The organism is Marinobacter sp. W-8, assembly GCF_044342215.1.
GTDB classification, from domain to species: Bacteria; Pseudomonadota; Gammaproteobacteria; order Pseudomonadales; family Oleiphilaceae; genus Marinobacter; species Marinobacter nauticus.
Map to the genome: position 1 here is coordinate 25,440 of NZ_CP172297.1, position 21,135 is coordinate 46,574.

The following is a 21,135-nucleotide window of genomic DNA, read 5'->3' on the forward strand; positions in this document are numbered from 1 at the left end:
GCGCACTCCATCGTAACTTGACGGAGCGACAGGGGCAGTCGTGATTGTTCAAAAGACAGACGTTGCGAATCCGGAGGGCGGCCGGGTCAGGAATGCCGCAGACAAGCCAGAAGCAGATTGCGAACCAGGCTCTGGGAGGACGCATCCAGACAAGAGAAATCCTCGGCGTGCAACTGCCGGTTTTGCATCAGCCTGGCCAGGCTCCCGGCATCGATACTGATGCAGACCCGGTCATGATGTCGGTTTTTGTGCCAGTCCAGATCTGTAATTCTGTGCGCCTGAACCGGGTTCGGGCGTGTGAAGGGCATACCCATAGCTCCTCCGGAACCTGTCAGTGCATGGCCATTGCCGGACGTGTTGCCGGCGTTGTGAACGGGAACGAGGGCCAGTTCAGATACTCGGCAAAGAATTCCGAATGGCGACGATGATCCAGCAATACCTCAAGACACTCATCGGTGCTGCACCGACCGGTTATACCCGGGCAGGGCTCGCTGGATTGCAGGCTGTCCAGAGCCTGGAAAAGCACATGTTCGGCAGCGCCGATGTCGCCACGGTCGCGCAGCGCCCGGCACACCAGTATCGCCGCCAGGGTCAGCTCTACCTGCATGCAGTCCGGGTGGTGTTTGCGGGCCAGGCAAGCCAGATCGAAAGCACTGCCGGTGGCGGCCACCAGTTTGTCGGAATCCCGGTTTTCGCTGAAGGTAAAGGCATATTCCATCCAGAGCATCCATAGATCGTTCTTCTCGTTCAGGGAAAGACTGGCAAACATCCGGCGGTGGCGTGGGCAGAGAAATTTCATGGCGTCCTCCTTGTCTTGATGCAAATGATAATAGTTATCATTAAATAAATTGGCAAGGCTCGTGATGATTAATTTTTGTGCATGGAACAGGTTTGAGCCTGCCCGCCTTCCGGCGTAAAGTTTGTGCCTCTCTGCCAATCCAACGTCTGCATTCCTATGATCAAGCACCGACCGGTTCCCGCCAGCCTGGATGATCCGCTCTATTATCTGGAGAACATGGATATTCTGGTGGCCTGGGTAGCGAACCACCACGCGGACCTGTTAACGGAACAGGAGCGAAACCGGCTGGCGGCCTTCAGCGGCCTGGCCACCGGGCCCCGGGCGCTGCTGACCCGCATGGTAATGCGTACCGGAGAGCTGTTCCGGGCCCACAAGCTGCGTTATCCCGAACTGCCGGTGCCGGAATCGGAAGCACTCAGGACACTGGTGCAGGCGGGCTGGCTGGATCCCGCGCCGGAGCTAAGCGTGGACGACCTGTTCCGGCTGTTTACCCTGGCTGAATTACGGCCGGAGTTCGCCGATTGGTTGCAACAGCAGGGTCACCCGAAAACGCTGGGTAAGGCCCGGATGCGGGAGCTGCTGGCGGAACCGTTCAATGCACCAAGAGCCCTGGGGGCTTGGCTGCCTGGTGGCGGTGAGGCTTCGACTGTGGTCCGGTTGCAGGACATGGCCTTGTTCGATCGCATCCGCCTGATGTTCTTCGGCAATCTGCGCCAGAGCTGGACCGACTTTGTGCTGGTGGAACTGGGCGTTCAGCAGTTCGAGTCTGTGCCATTTACCCCGGCATCCCGGGCCTTCCAGCAGCGGGCCGAGGTGGATTGCTACCTGCAGATGCACCAATGCCGGGAACGGCTCGACAATGGCGAACCGGCGGTGGACGTCTGGCCCGATGTCCCGGGCCCTGTGGATAATCCCTGGCTTGCCAGCCGACGGGACCGTTTATTGCTGGAACTGGGCCGGCAGGCGGAGCGCCAGGGCGAACGGGAACTGGCACTTGAGGTCCTGGAAAACAGCGGTCACCGGGAAGCGCGGCTGAAACAGCTTCGCTTACTGGAACGGATGAAGCGTTTTGAGGAAGCCTGGGCCATAGCCTGTCAGTGGCGAACCAGTGCACTGAGCGACGCCGAAGCCCAGGGCCTCGCCCGGTTGCTGAAGCGGCTGGCGCCGAAGGTAGGGGCCGACCAGCCCGAGCCTGTGGATAACCCCCCACTGCAGGAATTCACCCTCACATTGCCGAAGCCGGACACGGGTACGGTGGAGCTGGCAGCGCTGCAGCATCTGGCCACGGATGACGCCCCGGTGTTCTATGTGGAAAACACCCTGATCAACGCCCTGTTCGGTCTGCTGTGCTGGCCGGTGATCTTCCAGCCCCTGCCCGGCGCCTTCTTCCATCCGTTCCATATTGGTCCGGCAGACCTGACCCGGGAAGACTTCGTTGCCCGTCGCCAGCAGGCGTTCGAGCGAAGGTTCCGTTTGCTGGGCACCGGCGCCTATCGCCGGGAAATGCTCGACACCTTCAAGAACAAGCAGGGCATCGCCAATCCTTTCGTGTTCTGGCCGGTTTTGGATAAAGCTCTTTTGGAGCTGGCCCTGCACTGCATTCCCTCTGGCCACCTGGAGGCCCTGTTCCGACGCCTGCTCAACAACATCAAGGAACACCGCAGTGGCTTCCCGGACCTGATCCGTCTGGTGCCAGAAGCAGACCACCCGGAACAACGATATGAAATGATTGAGGTGAAAGGCCCTGGCGACCGCCTGCAGGACCATCAGGTGCGCTGGTTGCAGTTCTTCGCCCGGCAAGGCATCCCGGCCAGCGTGTGCTATGTGCGCTGGCAGGATGATGAGGCCATTGTGTGAAAGTTGCTGTCCGGACCCTGTGTGAATTTGCCGCCCGCCACGGCGACCTGGATTTCCGCTACACCCCGGCACCCACCGCAGAGGAGGGCATAGCCGGCCATCAGGCCATCCAGTCAAAGCGTGGCTACGGCTACAAAAGCGAGTTTTCAGTGACCGGTCTCGTTCTCGGAATGGAGCTGTCCGGCAGGGCTGATGGTTACCATCCGCACAAGAACCGGCTGGAAGAAATCAAGACTCACCGGGGCGATGTGTCCCGCATCCGCCCTCACCAGCAGGCTTTGCACCGGGCCCAGTTACGGGCCTATGGCGCTTTGCTGTGCCGGCAGGAAAACCGCAAGAGCGTGGAACTGGCGCTGGTGTACTACGACATAGGCCGGGACAAGGAAACGGTGCTCACCGAAACCGCCAAAGCCGACGAGCTCTGGCAGGAACTGGAAACCCTGTGTGGTCTGTACAAAGCCTGGGCCGAGCAGGAAGAACACCATCGGGAACAACGGGACGCCCTGCTGGCCAACCTGCGCTTCCCCTTCCCGGATTTTCGTCCCCGGCAACGGCAGCTGGCGGAAACCGTGTACAAGAATTCGGTCAGAGCCGGCACCCTGCTGCTGGAAGCGCCTACCGGCCTGGGCAAGACCCTGGGTACCCTGTTCCCGGCCCTGATGGCAATGCCTGCCGCCAGGCAGGACCGGCTGTTCTACCTCACCTGCCGCAACACCGCCCGTCAGCTGGCGCTGGAAGCAGTGGGCAGGTTGCAACATGCCCGGGATGAATTGCAGCCCTGGCCTTTGCGAGTTCTGGAACTGGTATCGAAGGACGACGCCTGTGAACACCCGGACAAAGCCTGCCACGGCGATTCCTGCCCGCTGGCCAAGGGCTTTTTTGACCGCCTGCACGACGCCCGGGCCGAAGCGGTACAGAGCAAGGAGCCGTTAAGCCAGGAGACATTGGCGAACATCGCCGCCGGTCACGATATTTGCCCCTACTTCCTGGCCCAGGAAATGGCCCGCTGGAGTGACCTGGTGATTGGCGATGTGAACCGGCTGTTCGATCAGTCTGCCCTGCTGCACGGCCTGATCCGCCAGAACCACTGGCAGGCCAGCGTGCTGGTGGACGAAGCCCACAACCTGGTAGACCGGGCCCGGGGCATGTACTCGGTGCAGCTGGAACAGCAGCGCTTGTTGAAGCTAAAAAAAACCGCCCCGAAACCGGTGAAAGCCGCCCTGGACCGCACCGCTCGGGCCTGGCAGGCGCTGATCCGGGATCACGGCGAACAGGCCCAGCCGGTGTTCCTGCCGATTCTGCCGTCGCAATTGCTGGGTGCCCTGCAGGCCATGGTCTCGGTGATCACCGACTACCTGGCCGACAACCCGCCGGACCTGGCCCTGCAGGAAGTGATGTTCGAAAGTGTGGCCTTCATGAAACTGGCAGACAGCTTTGGTGATCATTCCCTGTGCGAATTCCAGCGCAGCGGCCGCGGCCGGGCCAGCCTGACCATCCAGAATCTGATTCCGGCGGATTTCCTCATTGAGCGCTTCAAAGCCGCTCACTCGGTGCTGCTGTTCTCCGCAACCCTCAGCCCCGGCGTGTATTACCGGGATTTGCTTGGTTTGCCGGAAGACGCCCGCTTTACGTCCCTGCCCAGCCCTTTCAGCGCCGGACAACTGAAGGTTGAGTTCACACCCGGCATCAGCACCCGGCAGGTGCATCGTGAAGCCAGCCTGCAGCCCGTCGCCGAACTGATCGCCAAACAGTACCGGACACGGCCGGGCCACTACCTGGCGTTCTTCAGCAGCTTCAAATACGCCAAAGAAGTGAGCGATACGCTGGCAGAACAGGCACCGGACATCCCCCAACGCTCCCAAAAGCCGGGTATGAGCCCGGACCAACGCCGGCAGTTCCTGGCAGAATTCCAGAAACCGGAAGGCTCAGTTGCCTTCGCAGTACTCGGCGGCGTGTTCAGTGAGGGTATCGACCTGCCCGGCGACCAGCTGATCGGCGCCTTCGTGGCCACCCTCGGGATGCCGCCGTTTGATGCCTGGCATGAAATCCTCAAAGAGCGCCTGCAACAACGATTTGGCGAAGGCTATAACTACACCTACCTGATCCCCGGCCTGCAGAAAGTGGCCCAGGCCGCCGGCCGGGTGATCCGCACTCCGGAAGACAGGGGGGTAATCTGGCTGATTGATGACCGCTTTCTGAAACGACCGGTGCGTGGCCTGTTGCCGACCTGGTGGTTCACCAACACCTGATTCAGAGAGCGTCAAATTGTCGCGATTGACGTCAGTTGTTACATGTCACTATGGAAAAACCTGTTCGCTTGCTTAGAATCCGTGGCCCTTAATGACAATCCCCACGATGATCAAGGACACTGATTGCAAATGAACCCGACCGATCTTGTTTTCCAGAGCTATGGTCGCTGCTGCCGCAAGGATGAATTCTTTGTGGATTTCTACGACTTCTTTATGTCCAGCTCCGATGCCATCCGCAACCGGTTTCTGAACACGGATATGTCTGCTCAGCGCCATCTGCTGCGTAACGGTGTGATGCAGATCATTCTGGTTGCCCGGGGTATGTCCGACCGCAAATTGCGGGATCTGGGAGAAAGCCATAATCGCCACAATTACAATATTCAGCCTGAGTGGTACGACCTCTGGCAGGAGGCATTGCTGAAAACGGTCCGCGCTCACGATCCGGAATACACGCCCGAACTCCGAGAGGCGTGGCGTAGCGTGCTCAAGCCCGGTATCGATCTGATCCGCGGCGCCTACTGAGTTCATGTCAAACTGACGGGCGGGATAGATTGGAAGCTATCTTGATCCCCGTCAGCCTGAACGTCACACTTCTGCTCTATACTTCTCCTGTCATACATCTTCTTCCCCTCAAGGACGACACATGGCCGATAGCAGCGCCAAAACCGCATCCAAACTTCTTCTTGTTGTGCTGATTGTGGCATTGATTGCCGTTGCCGCCTGGTATCTGATGCCGAAGGGCGATGAGCTGCCAGAGCATATTGGCTCCGGTAACGGCCGTATTGAAGCCACCGAAGTCGACATTGCCACCCGAATACCCGGGCGCCTGGAATCCTTCGAAGTCCGCGAGGGCGACATGGTTGAAGCCGGCATGTTGCTGGCTGTGATGGATACCGACGAACTTGAGGCCAGCCTGGCAGCGGCGCAAGCCAGTTTGCACCAGGCCGAGCAGAGCCGGCGACTGGCCGAGGCCGTGGTGGCCCAACGGGAAAGCGAGCGTCGGTATGCCCAAGCCGAACTGGCCCGTATTGAATCGCTGGCCGATCGGGGCCATGCCTCTCAGGAGCAGTTGGACCGCGCCCGTACCGCGGCGGAAACCGCCGAGGCGGCATTGCAGGCTGCCAGAGTACAAGTGGCGTCTGCCGATGCCAGTATCGAAGCTGCCAAAGCCAGTGCCCGCCGTATCCAGACCAATATTGATGACAGCCAGTTGACCACGCCGGTGGGTGGCCGGGTTCTGTATCGGCTGGCGGAGCCGGGCGAGGTGCTGGCCGCCGGTGGCAAAGTAGCCACGGTACTGGATGTCACCGATGTGTACATGACCATCTTCCTGCCCACAGCCCAGGCGGGCAAAGTCCGGGTTGGCTCTGAAGCCCGGATCGTTCTTGATGCCCTGCCGGACTATGTGGTGCCAGCGGAAGTCAGCTTCGTCGCCGCCGAAGCCCAGTTCACGCCGAAGTCAGTGGAAACCCGCAGCGAGCGGGAGAAGCTGATGTTCCGGGTTCGTATCCGGATTGATCCGGAGTTGCTCAAAGCCTATCGGGACCGGGTGAAAACCGGCGTACCCGGCGAAGCCTACGTAAGACTGGATGAGGGCCAGCCCTGGCCCGAGAGCCTGAAAGTGGCTTTGCCCAATGACTGAGACCGTGGCCCGGCTGGAAGGAGTCAGCCATCGCTACGGGGAAACCGATGCGCTGTCTGATATTTCCCTGACGTTTCCGTCTGGCTGCATGGTTGGGCTGATCGGCCCGGACGGGGTGGGCAAATCCACACTGTTGGGCCTGCTTGCCGGTGCCCGTGAGTTGCAGACCGGCGAGTTGCAGGTGCTTGGCGGCGATATGCGCAGCCAGCGGTTTCGTAACCGGGTCGCCCCCCGTATTGCCTATATGCCCCAGGGACTGGGCGGTAATCTCTACCATACGCTGACGGTGGACGAGAACATCGCCTTCTTCGCCGATCTGTTTGGTTTGCGAGGCCCTTCAAGGAAGGATCAGATTGACCGGTTGCTGGAAGCTACTGGGTTGTTGTCCTTCCGGGACCGTCCCGCCGGCAAGCTGTCCGGCGGTATGAAACAGAAGCTGGGGCTGTGCTGTGCCCTTATCCACAGCCCCGATCTGCTGATTCTGGATGAACCCACCACCGGCGTGGACCCGCTCTCCCGCAAGCGTTTCTGGGATCTGATCGATACCATTCGCCGGCAACGCAGCGGTATGAGCGTGTTGGTGGCCACGGCCTACATGGAAGAAGCCGAACGTTACGACTGGCTGGTGGCCATGGACGAGGGCAAGGTACTGGCCACAGGCTCACCGGCAGAACTCCGTGAGCAGACCAATACCGAGACGCTGGACGATGCCTTCATCGCGCTGTTACCCGAAAACCGGCAGGTGCAGGAAAGCGGCGATACGGCTATTGCTGCGCAGCGAGAGCCAACCGGCGAAAACCAGACGCCGGCCATTGAGGCTGAGCATCTGACCCTGCGGTTTGGCAGCTTTACGGCGGTTCGTAACGTCAGCTTTTCCATCCCGAAAGGCGAGATCTTCGGTTTTCTGGGATCCAACGGTTGTGGCAAGACCACCACCATGAAAATGCTCACCGGATTGCTGACCCCAACAGAAGGCGAAGTCCGGCTGTTCGGTGAACCACTGGATGCCAAAGACCTGGCCACCCGGCAGAAGGTTGGCTACATGTCCCAGGCCTTCTCGCTCTATGGCGAACTCACCGTGCGTCAGAATCTGGATCTGCATGCCCGGCTGTTTCACCTGCCGGACACCAGAATCCCGGAGCGTATTTCGGTTCTGGTTCGGGAGTTCGGTCTTGAAGATGTACTGGACCAGCGAGCAGGCGCCCTGCCACTTGGGGTTCGCCAGCGGCTGTCCCTGGCCGTGGCCGTGGTGCACGAGCCCGAATTGCTGATCCTGGATGAACCTACCTCAGGCGTCGACCCGGGGGCCCGCAACCGGTTCTGGCAATTGTTGATGCGCCTGTCCCGGGAAGATGGCGTGACCATTTTTATCTCCACCCATTTCATGAACGAGGGTGAGCGCTGCGACCGGATTTCGCTCATGCACGCGGGCGAAGTATTGGCTTGCGATACGCCCGATCGACTGGTTGAAGCCTCCGGCACCGACAGCCTGGAAGGCGCGTTCATGAAAACCCTGGAAGCGGTGGATAAAGAGCCGGAGGCCGGCGCCGACCAACTGGCTCTGGAGCCCGCCAGTCATGGTGACCGGCCGACCGTGTTCAGTCCCCGGCGCTTGCTCGCTTACGCCACCCGGGAAGCGAGGGAACTGTTGCGGGACCCCATTCGAATGGCCTTCGCCTTTATCGGTTCTGCGTTGTTGATGCTGATCCTGGGTTACGGCATTACCCTGGATGTCGAAGACCTGTCGTTCGCCGTGCTGGATCGGGACCAGACACCCCAGAGCCGGGATTACATTGCGGCGGTGTCCGGCTCCCGGTATTTCCTGCAACAACCGGAATTGCAGAATATCCAGGAGCTGGAGCAACGCATGCGCTCCGGCGAGCTGAGTCTGGCGATTGAGATTCCGCCGGGCTTCGGCAAAGACCTGAAACGGGGGCGACCGACCGAAATGGCGGTTTGGGTGGATGGTGCCATGCCTTTCCGGGGCGAGACCATCCTGGGTTACGTTGAAGGCATGCACATCAGTTACCTGACGGAGCTGGCCCAGCGCACTCTGGGCGTGGTACCCACGCTGACACTGGTCACGCTGGAGGACCGGTATCGCTACAACCAGGACTTCCGGAGCCTGGATGCGATGGTGCCAGCGGTTATCCCCATTCTGCTGATCTTCATCCCCGCCATTCTGATGGCCCTGGGCATCGTTCGGGAAAAGGAATTGGGCTCCATCACCAATCTGTACGTCACTCCGGTCACCCGGGTGGAGTTCTTGCTGGGCAAACAGCTGCCCTACATCGCGTTCAGCATGATCAGCTACGTGAGCCTGGTCTTGCTGGCGGTGTACGTGTTTGATGTCGAGATCAAAGGCAGCCTGCTGACGCTCACCTTCGGCGCCCTGCTCTTTGTGACCGCCACCACGGCCTTGGGTCAGGTGATGTCGACCTTTGCCTCGACCCAGATTGCCGCCCTGGCGGCCACTGCGATTCTCACCATACTGCCGACTGTACAGTTTTCCGGCCTGACCGAACCGGTGTCGTCCCTGAGCGGCGCCGGCGCGTTGATCGGTCCGGTCTGGCCGGCGACCTGGTTCCTGCAGATCAGCCGTGGCGTGTTTACCAAAGGCCTGTCGCTGGCGGATATGCAGGGCGCGTTCCTGGCCCTGGCGGCGTTCGTTCCGGTACTGACCGTAATGGCGGTGGCGTTGCTCAGAAAACAGGGGCGCTGACATGAATTCCTTACGCAACATCTGGCACCTCGGCATCAAGGAACTGCGCAGTCTGTGGCAGGACAAGGCATTGATGGTGTTTGTGCTGGTGGCGTTTACGGTGATGATCTACACCGCAGGTTCCGCCGGCTCCATGGAGCTTCACAACGCACCGATCGCCGTGGTGGACGAAGATCAGACGGTGTTGTCTGGTCGCATCATCAATTCGCTCCAGCAGCCATGGTTCCTGACGCCGGATCTGGTGGCCTACGGTGACATTGACGACTTGCTGGACAAGGGCAGCCATACCTTTGCCCTGGTGATCCCCGAAAGCTTTGAGCGGGATGTCCGGCAGGGCAACCCGGTAGCGTTGCAGCTGAACATCGACGCCACCCGCATGAGCCAGGCCTTTATAGGCACCAACTACATTCAGCGCTTTGCGATGGCGGAAGTGGCGGAGTTTCTGCAACCGGGTAGCTCTGCCAGCACCGGGCTACCGATCGAGCTGGTCACCCGGGTGAGTTACAACCCCAACCTGGACGGAACCTGGTTTGGCGGTGTCATGGAGCTGATTACCCAGGTGACCCTGATCAGCATCATTCTTACCGGGGCAGCACTGATCCGGGAGCGGGAGCACGGCACCGTGGAGCATCTGATGGTGATGCCGTTGCGGCCTTTCGAAATCATGGCGTCCAAGGTGTGGGCCAATGGTCTGGTGGTGTTACTGGCCGCGGCGCTGTCGGTAACGCTGGTGATCCAGGGCTGGCTACAGGTGCCGGTGGCAGGGTCGGTGTTGCTGTTTCTGCTCGGCGCCCTGATTCACCTGTTTTCCACCACCGCCATCGGCATTCTGATCGGCACCGTGGCCCGAACCATGCCCCAGTTTGGCCTGCTGCTGATTCTCACCATCCTGCCCTTGCAGCTGTTGTCGGGCGGTATCACGCCCCGGGAAAGCATGCCCCAGCTGGTGCAGGATCTGATGCTGGCGGCGCCCACCACCCACTTTGTCAGCATGGCCCAGGCCATTCTGTACCGGGGTGCGGGGCTGGAGGTGGTGTGGCCACAGATGCTGGCCCTGATGGCCATTGGCGGGGTGTTCTTCACGGCGGCGTTGTTGCTCTTCCGTCGCCATCTCTCGGTGTAAGTCAGTAAGGCCACCACCCAACCGGGGTGGTGGCGGTCGACGCTTAGCCGAATTCGAAGAACGCCAGCTTGTTACCATCCGGGTCGCGCACATAGGCGCCGTAGAACATGTCCGGAATGCGCTGCCCCGGTTCGCCATCGCAGGTGGCGCCCAGTTCAATGGCCTTGTGGTAAAACTTATCCACGGCTTCTTTGGAGCCCGCCGGAATGGCCACCATGTTGCCGTTGCCGGGATGGTTGGGTTCACCGTTGAACGGGGTGCAGACGGCCAGCATGGGGGCTCCCATGCTCTTGCCAATAAACGCAATTCGCTCCATGTCCATCAGCACCTTGGCGCCCAGGTCTGCCAGCAGATCCGTATAGAACTGCTTGGCCCGGCCCATATCGCTGACTCCGAGTGTGACGTATCCGATCATATTCGACTCCTTGGTTGGTTAGCGCTGGGTATACGAGCGCCAGGGTGTTTCAGAGCTTAACACCTGTTTGACGATCTTTGCCTGTGGCTTTGCTATGGTGAGTTCACGACGGTTCTTTGGGGGTTTGTCATGAAGACTGGATTGGCTTTAATCGCGTTACTGTTTGTGATGACGGGCTGCACCGGTGTGCCCAAGGGCATTGAACCAGTGACCGGTTTTGACCAGCAGCGCTACCTGGGCACCTGGTACGAGATCGCCCGGTTGGATCACTCGTTCGAAGAGGGCCTGAGCCAGGTTACCGCCGAATACAGTCTAAACAATGACGACAGTATCAAAGTGGTCAACCGGGGCTACAACGCCGAAGCCGGTGAATGGAAAGAAGCCGAAGGCCGTGCGGTATTTGTGGGCGACAGTAATATCGGCCACCTGAAAGTATCGTTCTTTGGACCTTTCTATGCGTCCTACGTGGTGTTCGAGCTGGATGACCAATACACCACCGCGTATATCACCGGGTATGACCGGGATTACCTGTGGCTGATGTCGCGCACGCCTGAGGTGAGCGATGAGGTGCTGGACGCGTTCAAGGAGCGGGCTGAGGCTGAGGGATTTGAGCTGGAGGAATTAATACTTGTTGAACACGGGGAAAACTAGATAAATGCGGGAAAGTGGTCGGCGTGGCAGGATTCGAACCTGCGACCCCTTCGTCCCGAACGAAGTGCGCTACCAAGCTGCGCCACACGCCGATCAACGGCCGGTATTATACGCATTGGCGGCGGTTTTGCTACCCCTTCCCCGGGCTGGAATTCAAAAATTCTGTTGTGGATTGTCCGGATCGGTGGCTAGCAGAAGCCTCGCCCTGGCAGTGGTAAACCCGGTTGAATGGGCGTATAACAGCGGCGTGGATGTCGCCTTGCCTTGTAAGGCGTTGTGACTGGCCTGTGTCCGGACATCGGAGCCCCCTGCCCTGTGAACATTATCCCCATTGTTCAGATCCTCGGTTTTCTGCTCATCCTGCTCAGTTTCCTCATGACCCTTCCGGTTAACCTGCTGGTATTCGGAGATACGCCGGATTGGCTGGCGTTCGTGAAATCCTCGGTGGTCTGTTTCGGCATTGGTGCCGCGGCTCTGGCTTTGGCGGGGCGGCAGAAACACGCCTTGAGGCAACAACAAATGTTCATGCTGACGGTGTCGGCGTGGGTTGTGATTCCGCTGTTCTCCAGTTTGCCGCTGCTGCTGAGCGACATGAAGCTGAGCATGACCGATGCCTTCTTTGAAAGCATTTCCGGCGTGACCACCACCGGTTCCACCGTGCTCACCGGCCTGGATCATCTTCCGGACGACATTTTGCTCTGGCGTTCGATCATGCAATGGATGGGCGGTATCGGGATCATCGGTATGGCCGTTGCCATCCTGCCGTTTCTCCGGATTGGCGGTATGCGGCTGTTTGCCACCGAATCGTCCGAATGGAACGAGAAAGCGGTGCCCCGCACCAACCATCTGGCCCGCAGTCTGGTACTCATCTATCTGGGCTTGACGCTCGGTTGCGTGCTCACCTACTGGCTGCTAGGGATGAGTTTCTTTCAGGCACTGAATCACTCGTTGACCACGGTATCGACCGGCGGCTATTCCACTTCAGACAGCTCCATGGGGCAGTTTGATTCGCCGTCCATTCTCCTGGCGTCGACGGTATTCATGGCGATGGGCGCCATGCCGTTCTTTCTGTTTGTCCGGTTTATTCACGGGCAGCGCCAGCCCCTGATTCGGGATCAGCAGGTGCGTTTCTTCCTCCGGTTCCTGGTGATTGTCGCTGCGTTGCTGACCATTTACCGGGTTCTGAGGGAACCGGTAGATCCGTTTGAGACCTTTGTTTCAGCGCTGTTCAATGTTACGTCGGTGGTGACCACCACGGGCTATGCTTCTACCGACTATTCCTTGTGGGGCCCGTTTGCGGTGGTGGTGTTTCTGTTCATCACCTTTGTCGGCGGCTGTTCCGGGTCCACGTCCGGTGGCATGAAAATCTTCCGGTTTCAGCTGTCCATGCTGTTGCTCAGGGAGCAGGTACGTCGTTTGCTGCACCCTCACGCGGTGTTTGCCCGCAACTACAACGGGCGGGTGATTGGTGACGATATCGTGGCCTCCAGTGTCGCCTTCTCTTTCATCTTTCTGGCGACGCTGGCGCTGGTGACGGCGATTCTGGGTGCATTGGGACTGGATCTGGTGACCAGCCTTTCCGGAGCGGCTACGGCTTTGACGAATGTCGGGCCAGGACTGGGCGATACAATCGGCCCTGCAGGCAATTTCCAGACGTTGCCGGATGCGGCCAAATGGGTCCTGATGGGCGCCATGATTCTGGGCCGGTTGGAACTGTTGAGTGTGTTTGTGATGTTGTCGCCGGACTTCTGGCGCAGCTGAGTGGAAAAGCAGGACAGGCAGGCCGCTGGTTTATCGTGAACCAGCGGCCTGTGTGTCTCAGCCTGCTGTGGGCAGCAGGGAGATGTCGGCAACCCGCAGGAACAGGTTGCGCAGGCGGTTCAGCAGTGCCAGACGATTGTTGCGCACGGCTTCGTCGTCGGCCATCACCATCACTTCATCAAAGAAGGTGTCGACCGGCTCACGCAGGCTGGCCAGCGACGTCAGCGCACTGGCGTAGTCACCCTGCTCGAACATCGGCAGTACTTTCTGTGCCTGCTCTTCCACCTTCGCCGCCAGGGTCTTCTCGGCAGCGTCCTGCAACAGTGTGTTGTCTACGGTCTCGCCGATGCTGTCACCACCCTGTTTGGTGAGGATGTTGGAAACCCGCTTGTTGGCGCCTGCCAGAGCCTGGGCTTCCGGCAGCTGGCGGAAGGCTTCCACGGCTTTTACGCGGCGATCGAAGTCCAGCGGGCGGGTTGGGCGGCGGGCGTGCACAGCCAGGTACACTTCGGCGCCGATGCCCTGCTCATCATAGTGGGCGCGGAAACGCTCCAGCATGTAGTCCACCACGGTGCTGGCGGTGTTCTTCTCGGTCAGCACGGTAAAGTTCTGTTCCGCCCACTCGCACACCGTCTGCAGGTCCAGCGGCAGTTCACGTTCGATGATGATGCGCAGCACACCGAGAGAAGCACGACGCAGGGCGAACGGGTCCCGGGTACCGGACGGCGGCTGGTTGATGCCGAACAGGCCGACCAGGGAATCGATGCGGTCGGCGATGGCCACGGCGCAGCCGGTCAGGGTGGTGGGCAGATCGTCGCCAGCAAAGCGCGGCATGTACTGCTCGTTCAAGGCCTTGGCGACATCGGCATGTTCGCCGTCGTTGGCAGCGTAGTACTGGCCCATGATGCCCTGCAGGTCGGTGAACTCCAGCACCATTTCGGTGACCAGGTCGGTCTTGGCCAGCATGGCAGCCCGCTCGGCCAGAGCCGGGTCGCTGTTGATGGCTTCGGCAATCTTTTTGGCCAGGGCTGCTACCCGTACAGATTTGTCGTAGATGCTGCCCAGCTTGTCCTGGAACACGATGGGCTTGAGTGCCTCGATGCGGTCTTCCAGCCTGGTCTTGCGGTCGGTGTCGTAGAAGAAGGCGGCGTCGGACAGGCGCGGGCGAATCACCTTCTCGTTACCGGAAATCACCTGAGCCGGGTCTTTACTCTCCAGGTTGGCCACGGTGATGAACAGCGGCAGCATCTTCCCGCCGGCATCCACCACGTGGAAGTACTTCTGATGTTCCTTCATGGAGGAGATCAGGGCTTCGGCGGGTACATCCAGGAAGCGCTCCTCGAAGCGCCCCATCAAGGGTACCGGCCATTCGTTCAAGGCAGTTACTTCGTCCAGCAGGTCTTCGTCGATCACGGCCTTGCCGCCGGCTTCTTTCTCCGCCAGCGCGGCCACGCCGGCGCGGATCTGCTCACGACGCTCGGCGAAGTCTGCCAGTACGTAGCCTTCCTGCTTGAGCACCACTTCGTAGTCGGCCGGGGTGGGCACAATCAGCTCTTTCGGGCAGTGAAACCGGTGGCCACGGGTCTTGTTGCCGGGCTTGAGGTTCATCACCGGTGCTTCAATCACCTTGTTGCCGTACAACAGAATGAGCCAGTGTACCGGGCGCACGAATTCCGTCTTCCAGGCACCCCAGCGCATACGCTTGGGAATGGGCAGGGCGGCCAGGGATTTCTCGACCAGATCCGGCATCAGTTCTACGGTGGGCTTGCCCTTCTCAACGGTACGGTACACCAGCCAGGCACCCTTGTCGGTCTCCATGGTGTCGAGCTGATCCGGGGTAATCCCGAGGGAGGTGGCGAAGCCGGTCAACGCCCGGGTGGGGTTACCGGAATCATCAAACGCTGCTTTCACGGCCGGGCCGCGCTTTTCCACCGATTTGTCCGGCTGGGCATCGGCCAGGTCCCGGATCCGTACCGCCAGACGACGGGGTGCTGCAAAGCTTTCCACCGCGCCAAAGGCCACGCCGGCTTCTTCCAGGCCTTTGACAATGCCCTGGGTGAAGGCGTCAGACAGTGGCTTGAGAGCTTTCGGAGGCAGCTCCTCGGTGCCCAGTTCGACCAGAAAATCCTGAGTTGCCATGATTATGCGTTCCCCTGTTCCTGCGGTGCCTTGTTGGCTTTCTTGCCCTTTTTACTGGCCTTGGCGTCGGCGGCTTCAGCGGCGGCCAGCACTTCCTTGCGGAGGTGTTCCGGGGCCAGCGGGAAGCCCAGCTTGCGACGGCTCTCGAAGTAGGCCTGGGCCACGGAGCGAGCCAGGGTACGTACACGCAGGATGAAACGCTGGCGCTCGGTCACGGAGATGGCGTGACGGGCGTCCAGCAGGTTGAATGTGTGGGAGGCCTTGAGCACCTGCTCATAGGCCGGCAGTGGCAGGCCGGCGTCGATCAGGCGGGCGCTTTCCCGCTCATAGACATCGAAGCTGTGGAACAGGAACTCGGTGTCGGCATGTTCGAAGTTGTAGGTGGACATCTCCACCTCTTGCTGATGGAACACATCTCCGTAGGTAACCACGCCATCCGGGCCATTGGTCCAGACCAGGTCATACACGCTGTCCACACCCTGCAGGTACATGGCGATACGCTCAAGGCCGTAGGTCAGCTCGCCGGTGACCGGATAGCATTCCAGGCCGCCTACCTGCTGGAAGTAAGTGAACTGGGTCACTTCCATACCGTTCAGCCAGATTTCCCAGCCCAGGCCCCAGGCGCCCAGGGTCGGCGATTCCCAGTTGTCTTCGACAAAGCGGATGTCGTGCACCAACGGGTCCAGGCCCAGGGCGCGCAGAGAATCCAGGTACAGCTCCTGAATGTTGTCCGGAGACGGCTTCAGAACCACCTGGAACTGGTAGTAGTGCTGCAGGCGGTTGGGGTTCTCGCCGTAACGGCCGTCGGTGGGGCGGCGGCTGGGCTGGACGTAGGCGGAGTTCCAGGTTTCCGGACCAATGGATCGCAGGAAGGTGGCCGGGTGGAAGGTACCGGCGCCCACTTCCATGTCCAGGGGCTGGAGAACCACGCAGCCGTGCTGCGCCCAGAAATTCTGCAATGCCAGGATCAGACCCTGGAAGGTCTTGATGTCCGGCGCGGAGTTGTTGGTTGCCTTGTCTGTCACGACGTTTGCCTGCTGGTCAGTCTGTGTGTGGGCCCCGGTTCCGGGGCACTCCGAAAATTTGAAAACGCGCATTATACGCTGGCCGGCGCCGCATTTCTAAGTGCCAGCCAGGGTGTTGTTTTGCCTGAGATCAATCAGAAGAACGTGAGGCCCACCTGGAACAGTTTCTCGACGTCCCGTATGCGCGACTTGTCCACCAGGAACAGGATCACGTGGTCGTCTGGTTGCACCCGCAGGTGGTCATGGGCGATGAGCACTTCGTTGTGCCGGACAATGGCACCAATGGTCGTTCCGGATGGCAGATTGATTTCGTCCAGGCGCTTGCCAACCACCTTGGAGGAACGGTGGTCGCCGTGGGCGATGGCCTCAATGGCTTCGGCCGCGCCCCGGCGCAGGGCGTGCACGTTCACCACGTCTCCCCGGCGCACGTGGGTAAGCAGGCTGCCGATGGTGGTCTGCTGGGGTGAGATGGCTACGTCGATGTCGCCGCCCTGGATCAGGTCCACGTAATCGGGGTTGTTGATCAGGGTCAGGACCTTGCGGGCGCCCAGCCGCTTGGCCAGCAACGAGGCCATGATGTTGGCTTCGTCGTCGTTGGTGACGGCGCAGAACACATCGGTATTTTCGATGTTCTCTTCCAGCAGGATGTCCTTGTTGGCTGCGTTACCTTCCAGTACCACGGTCTTGCGCAGGCGCTCGGACAGCATCACGCAGCGTTCATGGTCCCGTTCCAGGAGTTTCACCTGGTAGCGGTCTTCCAGGGTGTTGGCCAGCCGGTAGCCGATGTTGCCACCGCCGCAGATAAAGATGCGTTTATAGGGCTTCTCCAGCGGTTGCAGTTCACTCATCACCGAACGGATATGGTCGGCAGCGGCGATGAAGAACACTTCGTCGCCGTCTTCAATCACGGTATCGCCCTGGGGCATGATGGCCCGGTCCTTGCGGAAAATCGCCGCCACCCGGGTATCGATCTTGGGCATGTGGGTGCGCAGGTAGGACAGTTCGTGCCCCACCAGCGGGCCGCCCTCGGTGGCGCGAATGGCGACCAGTCGGGTCAGGCCCTTGGAGAACTCCAGTACCTGCAGAGCACCGGGGTATTCAATCAGCCGGGTAATGTGCTGGGTCACCAGATGTTCCGGACTGATCAGAACGTCCAGGGGGAAGCCTCTCAGGCTGTCCAGGTCCTTGACCGTATCCCGGTTGTAGAACAGTTCCGGCTTGGCCAGATAGGCGCCGGCCCGCACCCGGCAGATGGTAGTGGGGGTCTTGTACAGCAGCTTGGAGACCTGGCACGCCACCATGTTGGTTTCATCGCTGTTTGTTACCGCGATGATCATGTCGGCATCTTCGGCACCGGCCTGTCGCAATACCGTGGGATAGGAGGCGCGGCCATGCATGGTGCGGATATCGAGCCGGTCCTGCAGTTCACGAAGGCGGGCGCTGTCGTTGTCCACCACGGTGATGTCATTGGCTTCGTTTGCCAGGTTTTCCGCCAGGGTGCCGCCGACCTGGCCGGCGCCGAGAATCAGGATTTTCATGGTTCAGGTTTCTCCAGCACGGCGTAGAAAAAGCCGTCATGGCTGTCCGGGTCTGGGAACAGCTGACGCCCGGTGTTCATGTCCCGGCCCCAGTCTGCTTCGATACACTTCAGCGTTGCCTGATTATGCTGCTTCAGGAACCGCTGGATTATACGGTGGTTCTCCTGTGGAAACACCGAACAGGTGGCATACACCAGTCGCCCACCGGGCTTCAGGATAGACCACATGGCCTCCAGCAGGCCAAGCTGAATACTGGCCAGTGGCACAATATCGGATTCCCGGCGCAGCAGTTTGATGTCCGGGTGCCGGCGAATCACGCCGGTAGCACTGCAGGGCACGTCCAGCAGGATGCGGTCGAAGGGCGTGCCGTCCCACCAGCTGTCTATATCGGCGGCATCGGCCTGGGTCAGGGTGGCGTGCAGGTCGAGCCGGTCCAGGTTTTCCTGGACCCGGGGCAGGCGCTCGGCGGATTCGTCGATGGCCACCACTTCGTCCAGTGCGCCACAGGCTTCAAGGATGGCGCAGGTCTTGCCGCCCGGCGCGGCGCAGGCATCCAGTACCCTCTGGCCTGGCTGCAGATCCATCAAAGTCGTACACAATTGGGCGGCTTCGTCCTGAACACTGACCGCGCCGTCCTTGAACCAGGGCAGTCGGTCGACCGGCACTGGCCGCTCCAGCTGGATTCCGTTGGGGGCAAAGCGGGTGGCGTGGGCTTCGATGCCGGCTTCAGACAGCAGCTTCAGGTACTCGTCGCGTTTGAAGCGCAAAGCATTGACCCGCAGGGTCATGGGCGCCTGCTGGTTGTTCGCTTCAAGGATGGCCTGCCAATCGTCCGGCCAGTTATGACGCAGTTTCTCCACCATCCACACCGGATGACTGAAGCGGCCACTATCGTCTTTCGGCTCTGGCGCCCCTTCCCGTTCGGCGGCCCGCAGCACTCCGTTGACCAGACCGGTCAGGTGGGGCTTGTCCAGTGCCCGACAAGCCTCCACGGTTTCGTTCAGTACCGCGTAGGTGGCCTGTTCGCTGTAACGCAACTGGAACAGGGCCACCAGCATCAGGTGGTGAATGATCCGGTCCGGCTTGCGCAGGGGCTTTTTCAGGCGCTGATTCAGCTCGCTCTCAAGCCGGTGAAACCAGCGGCAGGTGCCGTAACAGATGGCCTGCAGTTGTGGCCGCTGTTCCGGGGGTAACTGGTTCAGGGCGGGTGGCAGGCATTGGGATAACGACTGGCCCTGTTCCACCGCCAGCAATACGTTGGCGGCAATGGCGCGGAATGGCAGGGGCTGGTAAGCCATGGTCAGTTCAGCTCCTGGCCGGGCAGCAGCACCTGCTTGCCACCATTGATCAGGTCGTTGATGCTCTGGGCCTTGCTGCCTGGTAACTGCACGGAAGTGATTCTGAGGGTGCCGGTGCCGCAGGCAACGTCTACACCGTCCCGCTCCCGGGCAATCACGGTGCCGGGACCCTTATCGCTGTCCTGCTTCAGGGCGCTGGCCTGATGAATACGGATACGTTGCTCGCCAAGATCGGTAAAGGTACCGGGCCAGGGGTTGAAGGCGCGAATCAGTCGTTCTATCTCCTGCGCGCTTCGGCTCCAGTCGATGTGGCCCTCTTCCTTCGACAACTTATGGGCGTAGTTGGCCTCGGCGTCGTTCTGTGGCTCAGGGGTCAGTTCGCCGTTTGCCAGTTGCACCAGGGCTTCCACAATAGCTTTGCCGCCTATGTCTGCCAGGCGGTCGTGCAGGCTGCCGCCGGTGTCGCTGGCGTGGATCGGGGTGCTGGTTTTCAACAGCATATCGCCGGTATCAAGGCCTTCGTCCATCTGCATGATGGTGATGCCGGTTTCGGCGTCGCCGGCGGCAATGGCCCGCTGGATAGGGGCGGCGCCACGCCATCGCGGCAGCAGGGAGGCGTGAATGTTCAGGCAGCCATGGGTTGGTATGTTCAGCACTGCCTTGGGCAGAATCAGGCCATAGGCAGCCACGATCATCACATCCGGTTGCAGTGACGCCAGTTCCTGTTGGGCCTCTTCTGGCTTCAGACTGACCGGTTGATACACGGGAATACCAGTATCCAGTGCCACCTGTTTGACCGGGCTGGGCATCAGTTTGCGGCCGCGGCCGGCGGGGCGATCGGGCTGGGTGTAAACGCCGACGATGTCGTAACCGGCATTCAGCAGGGTTTTCAGGGCGGTGGCGGCGAAATCCGGCGTGCCGGCAAACACAATGCGCACGTTGGTTGCTTCTCTGTGTCGTTGATACGAAAAAACCGGGTCGTAACCCGGTCCTGAATTCGGTTTAGGCTGGCAGCGCCTCAGGCGCTCTGCTTATGCAGCTTTTCCAGCTTCTTGCGAATGCGATTACGTTTGAGCTGGCTCAGGTAATCGACAAACAGCTTGCCATTCAGGTGATCCATCTCATGCTGAATGCATACCGCCAGGAGGCCTTCAGCCTCCAGGACAAATTCTTCGCCGTTGCGATCTTTGGCAGTAATCCGGCAGTGCTCAATACGCCTCACATCTTCATAGAACCCCGGCACCGACAGGCAGCCTTCCTGCATGGCTTCGAGCTCGCCATCCAGCACTTCCACTTTCGGGTTGATGAACACCCGCGGCTCGGTTTTATCTTCGGACAGATCCATTACGATGATCTGCTTGTGCACATCCACCTGGGTCGCAGCAAGCCCAATGCCGCGGGCATCGTACATGGTCTCGAACATGTCGTCGATCAGCGTACGGATGTCATCGGTCACTTCCTCCACCGGCTTGGCGATGGTGCGAAGTCGTGGGTCCGGATACTCAAGAATTTCTCGAATCATAATGCTCTTGCTTCTGGCCTGTGTGTATCGGGCAATCTCTAATGTCAGCCTGTTTGACGGGCTGCCCAGCGCAGAATTTTACCATTTGTAACGCTGTGAAACCGATTGCCGAAATGCGACAGCGTACTGCGCAAATTTTCTTGGTCTGCCTATGATGAATCCAGAGATTCCGACAGTATGAACCGTTAATGCTGGCAGAGTTCCCGGGTTCAAGGTAATAACGTCCGCCTGACGGTGCCTATTATCCAATAATTCGCCGATTGAGTACAAACTGATCAGTTAATAGTTAAAATCTTTCACGAATGCGCTCCGATGGCTGCAGAAATCACTCGAAGAACAAAAGATAACATCACAAATTCCGGGACTTCTTCTATAGTATCGGGAATAACAACGT

The 21,135-nt window shown here is 60.0% G+C and carries 17 protein-coding genes and 1 tRNA gene; 8 read left to right on the top strand and 10 right to left on the bottom strand.

The window, feature by feature from the left end; genetic code table 11:
- Positions 1-86: 86 nt before the first annotated feature.
- The gene (locus ACF8YQ_RS00070; protein WP_396622225.1) at positions 87-308 is read right to left on the bottom strand and encodes a hypothetical protein; all 222 of its coding nucleotides are present in this window, start codon (positions 306-308) and stop codon (positions 87-89) included.
- Between the two features lie 23 nt (positions 309-331).
- Positions 332-799: a hypothetical protein gene (locus ACF8YQ_RS00075; RefSeq protein WP_396622226.1), complete on the bottom strand. Its 468-nt coding sequence runs from the start codon at positions 797-799 to the stop codon at positions 332-334.
- A gap of 156 nt (positions 800-955) precedes the next feature.
- Between ACF8YQ_RS00075 and ACF8YQ_RS00080 the strand changes: the two genes are divergently transcribed.
- The 6 genes from ACF8YQ_RS00080 (at position 956) to ACF8YQ_RS00105 (ending at position 10,392) form a co-directional block, all read left to right on the top strand.
- Positions 956-2,656, top strand: coding sequence for a VRR-NUC domain-containing protein (locus tag ACF8YQ_RS00080; RefSeq protein WP_226596957.1), 1,701 nt, complete (start codon positions 956-958; stop codon positions 2,654-2,656).
- Positions 2,653-4,905, top strand: coding sequence for a helicase C-terminal domain-containing protein (locus ACF8YQ_RS00085; RefSeq protein ID WP_396622227.1), 2,253 nt, complete (start codon positions 2,653-2,655; stop codon positions 4,903-4,905). The genes ACF8YQ_RS00080 and ACF8YQ_RS00085 overlap by 4 nt, the downstream gene beginning before the upstream one ends.
- A 129-nt stretch (positions 4,906-5,034) precedes the next feature.
- Positions 5,035-5,427, top strand: a complete 393-nt coding sequence (locus tag ACF8YQ_RS00090) for a globin domain-containing protein (RefSeq protein WP_011783597.1) — start codon at positions 5,035-5,037, stop codon at positions 5,425-5,427.
- 121 nt (positions 5,428-5,548) lie between these two features.
- Positions 5,549-6,547: an HlyD family secretion protein gene (locus ACF8YQ_RS00095; RefSeq protein WP_396622228.1), complete on the top strand. Its 999-nt coding sequence runs from the start codon at positions 5,549-5,551 to the stop codon at positions 6,545-6,547.
- Positions 6,540-9,269 carry a ribosome-associated ATPase/putative transporter RbbA gene (gene rbbA / locus ACF8YQ_RS00100; protein ID WP_396622229.1) on the top strand — a complete coding sequence of 910 codons (2,730 nt, stop codon included), beginning with the start codon at positions 6,540-6,542 and terminating at the stop codon, positions 9,267-9,269. The genes ACF8YQ_RS00095 and rbbA overlap by 8 nt, the downstream gene beginning before the upstream one ends.
- A 1-nt stretch (position 9,270) precedes the next feature.
- Complete coding sequence (locus ACF8YQ_RS00105; RefSeq protein WP_121208032.1) at positions 9,271-10,392, top strand: ABC transporter permease; 1,122 nt, start codon at positions 9,271-9,273, stop codon at positions 10,390-10,392.
- 43 nt (positions 10,393-10,435) lie between these two features.
- Here the strand turns inward: ACF8YQ_RS00105 and ACF8YQ_RS00110 are convergent, their stop codons facing one another.
- Entirely contained in the window at positions 10,436-10,807 is a 372-nt protein-coding gene (locus ACF8YQ_RS00110) for a VOC family protein (RefSeq protein WP_022992639.1), read from the bottom strand.
- A gap of 129 nt (positions 10,808-10,936) precedes the next feature.
- Between ACF8YQ_RS00110 and ACF8YQ_RS00115 the strand changes: the two genes are divergently transcribed.
- Complete coding sequence (locus tag ACF8YQ_RS00115; protein ID WP_396622230.1) at positions 10,937-11,458, top strand: lipocalin family protein; 522 nt, start codon at positions 10,937-10,939, stop codon at positions 11,456-11,458.
- 15 nt (positions 11,459-11,473) lie between these two features.
- On the opposite strand, the gene ACF8YQ_RS00120 is transcribed toward ACF8YQ_RS00115, so the two are convergent.
- Positions 11,474-11,550 (bottom strand) — tRNA-Pro (locus tag ACF8YQ_RS00120).
- A gap of 223 nt (positions 11,551-11,773) precedes the next feature.
- On the opposite strand from ACF8YQ_RS00120, the gene ACF8YQ_RS00125 reads away from it, so the two are divergent.
- Positions 11,774-13,219 carry a TrkH family potassium uptake protein gene (locus ACF8YQ_RS00125; RefSeq protein ID WP_396622231.1) on the top strand — a complete coding sequence of 482 codons (1,446 nt, stop codon included), beginning with the start codon at positions 11,774-11,776 and terminating at the stop codon, positions 13,217-13,219.
- 57 nt (positions 13,220-13,276) lie between these two features.
- On the opposite strand, the gene glyS is transcribed toward ACF8YQ_RS00125, so the two are convergent.
- The 6 genes from glyS to def form a co-directional block, all read right to left on the bottom strand.
- Positions 13,277-15,358: a glycine--tRNA ligase subunit beta gene (glyS, locus tag ACF8YQ_RS00130; protein ID WP_396622232.1), complete on the bottom strand. Its 2,082-nt coding sequence runs from the start codon at positions 15,356-15,358 to the stop codon at positions 13,277-13,279.
- A 2-nt stretch (positions 15,359-15,360) separates the two neighbouring features.
- Entirely contained in the window at positions 15,361-16,383 is a 1,023-nt protein-coding gene (gene glyQ, locus ACF8YQ_RS00135) for a glycine--tRNA ligase subunit alpha (protein WP_036149746.1), read from the bottom strand.
- 134 nt (positions 16,384-16,517) lie between these two features.
- Entirely contained in the window at positions 16,518-17,921 is a 1,404-nt protein-coding gene (trkA, locus tag ACF8YQ_RS00140) for a Trk system potassium transporter TrkA (protein ID WP_014420019.1), read from the bottom strand.
- Positions 17,918-19,219, bottom strand: a complete 1,302-nt coding sequence (gene rsmB, locus ACF8YQ_RS00145; RefSeq protein ID WP_396622233.1) for a 16S rRNA (cytosine(967)-C(5))-methyltransferase RsmB — start codon at positions 19,217-19,219, stop codon at positions 17,918-17,920. The genes trkA and rsmB overlap by 4 nt, the downstream gene beginning before the upstream one ends.
- A 2-nt stretch (positions 19,220-19,221) precedes the next feature.
- Positions 19,222-20,157 carry a methionyl-tRNA formyltransferase gene (gene fmt / locus ACF8YQ_RS00150; RefSeq protein WP_396622234.1) on the bottom strand — a complete coding sequence of 312 codons (936 nt, stop codon included), beginning with the start codon at positions 20,155-20,157 and terminating at the stop codon, positions 19,222-19,224.
- Positions 20,158-20,237: 80 nt separating this feature from the next.
- A complete protein-coding gene (gene def / locus ACF8YQ_RS00155) occupies positions 20,238-20,744 on the bottom strand; it encodes a peptide deformylase (RefSeq protein ID WP_396623332.1) in 507 nt (168 codons plus the stop codon).
- Between the last annotated feature and the right edge of the window lie 391 nt (positions 20,745-21,135).

Bases quoted from the DNA above. Each gene is read 5' to 3' on its own strand.
- ACF8YQ_RS00070 (WP_396622225.1), bottom strand. From the start codon at position 308: ATGCCCTTCACACGCCCGAACCCGGTTCAGGCGCACAGAATTACAGAT.
- ACF8YQ_RS00075 (WP_396622226.1), bottom strand. From the start codon at position 799: ATGAAATTTCTCTGCCCACGCCACCGCCGGATGTTTGCCAGTCTTTCC.
- ACF8YQ_RS00080 (WP_226596957.1), top strand. From the start codon at position 956: ATGATCAAGCACCGACCGGTTCCCGCCAGCCTGGATGATCCGCTCTAT.
- ACF8YQ_RS00090 (WP_011783597.1), top strand. From the start codon at position 5,035: ATGAACCCGACCGATCTTGTTTTCCAGAGCTATGGTCGCTGCTGCCGC.
- ACF8YQ_RS00095 (WP_396622228.1), top strand. From the start codon at position 5,549: ATGGCCGATAGCAGCGCCAAAACCGCATCCAAACTTCTTCTTGTTGTG.
- rbbA (WP_396622229.1), top strand. From the start codon at position 6,540: ATGACTGAGACCGTGGCCCGGCTGGAAGGAGTCAGCCATCGCTACGGG.
- ACF8YQ_RS00105 (WP_121208032.1), top strand. From the start codon at position 9,271: ATGAATTCCTTACGCAACATCTGGCACCTCGGCATCAAGGAACTGCGC.
- ACF8YQ_RS00110 (WP_022992639.1), bottom strand. From the start codon at position 10,807: ATGATCGGATACGTCACACTCGGAGTCAGCGATATGGGCCGGGCCAAG.
- ACF8YQ_RS00115 (WP_396622230.1), top strand. From the start codon at position 10,937: ATGAAGACTGGATTGGCTTTAATCGCGTTACTGTTTGTGATGACGGGC.
- glyS (WP_396622232.1), bottom strand. From the start codon at position 15,358: ATGGCAACTCAGGATTTTCTGGTCGAACTGGGCACCGAGGAGCTGCCT.
- trkA (WP_014420019.1), bottom strand. From the start codon at position 17,921: ATGAAAATCCTGATTCTCGGCGCCGGCCAGGTCGGCGGCACCCTGGCG.
- rsmB (WP_396622233.1), bottom strand. From the start codon at position 19,219: ATGGCTTACCAGCCCCTGCCATTCCGCGCCATTGCCGCCAACGTATTG.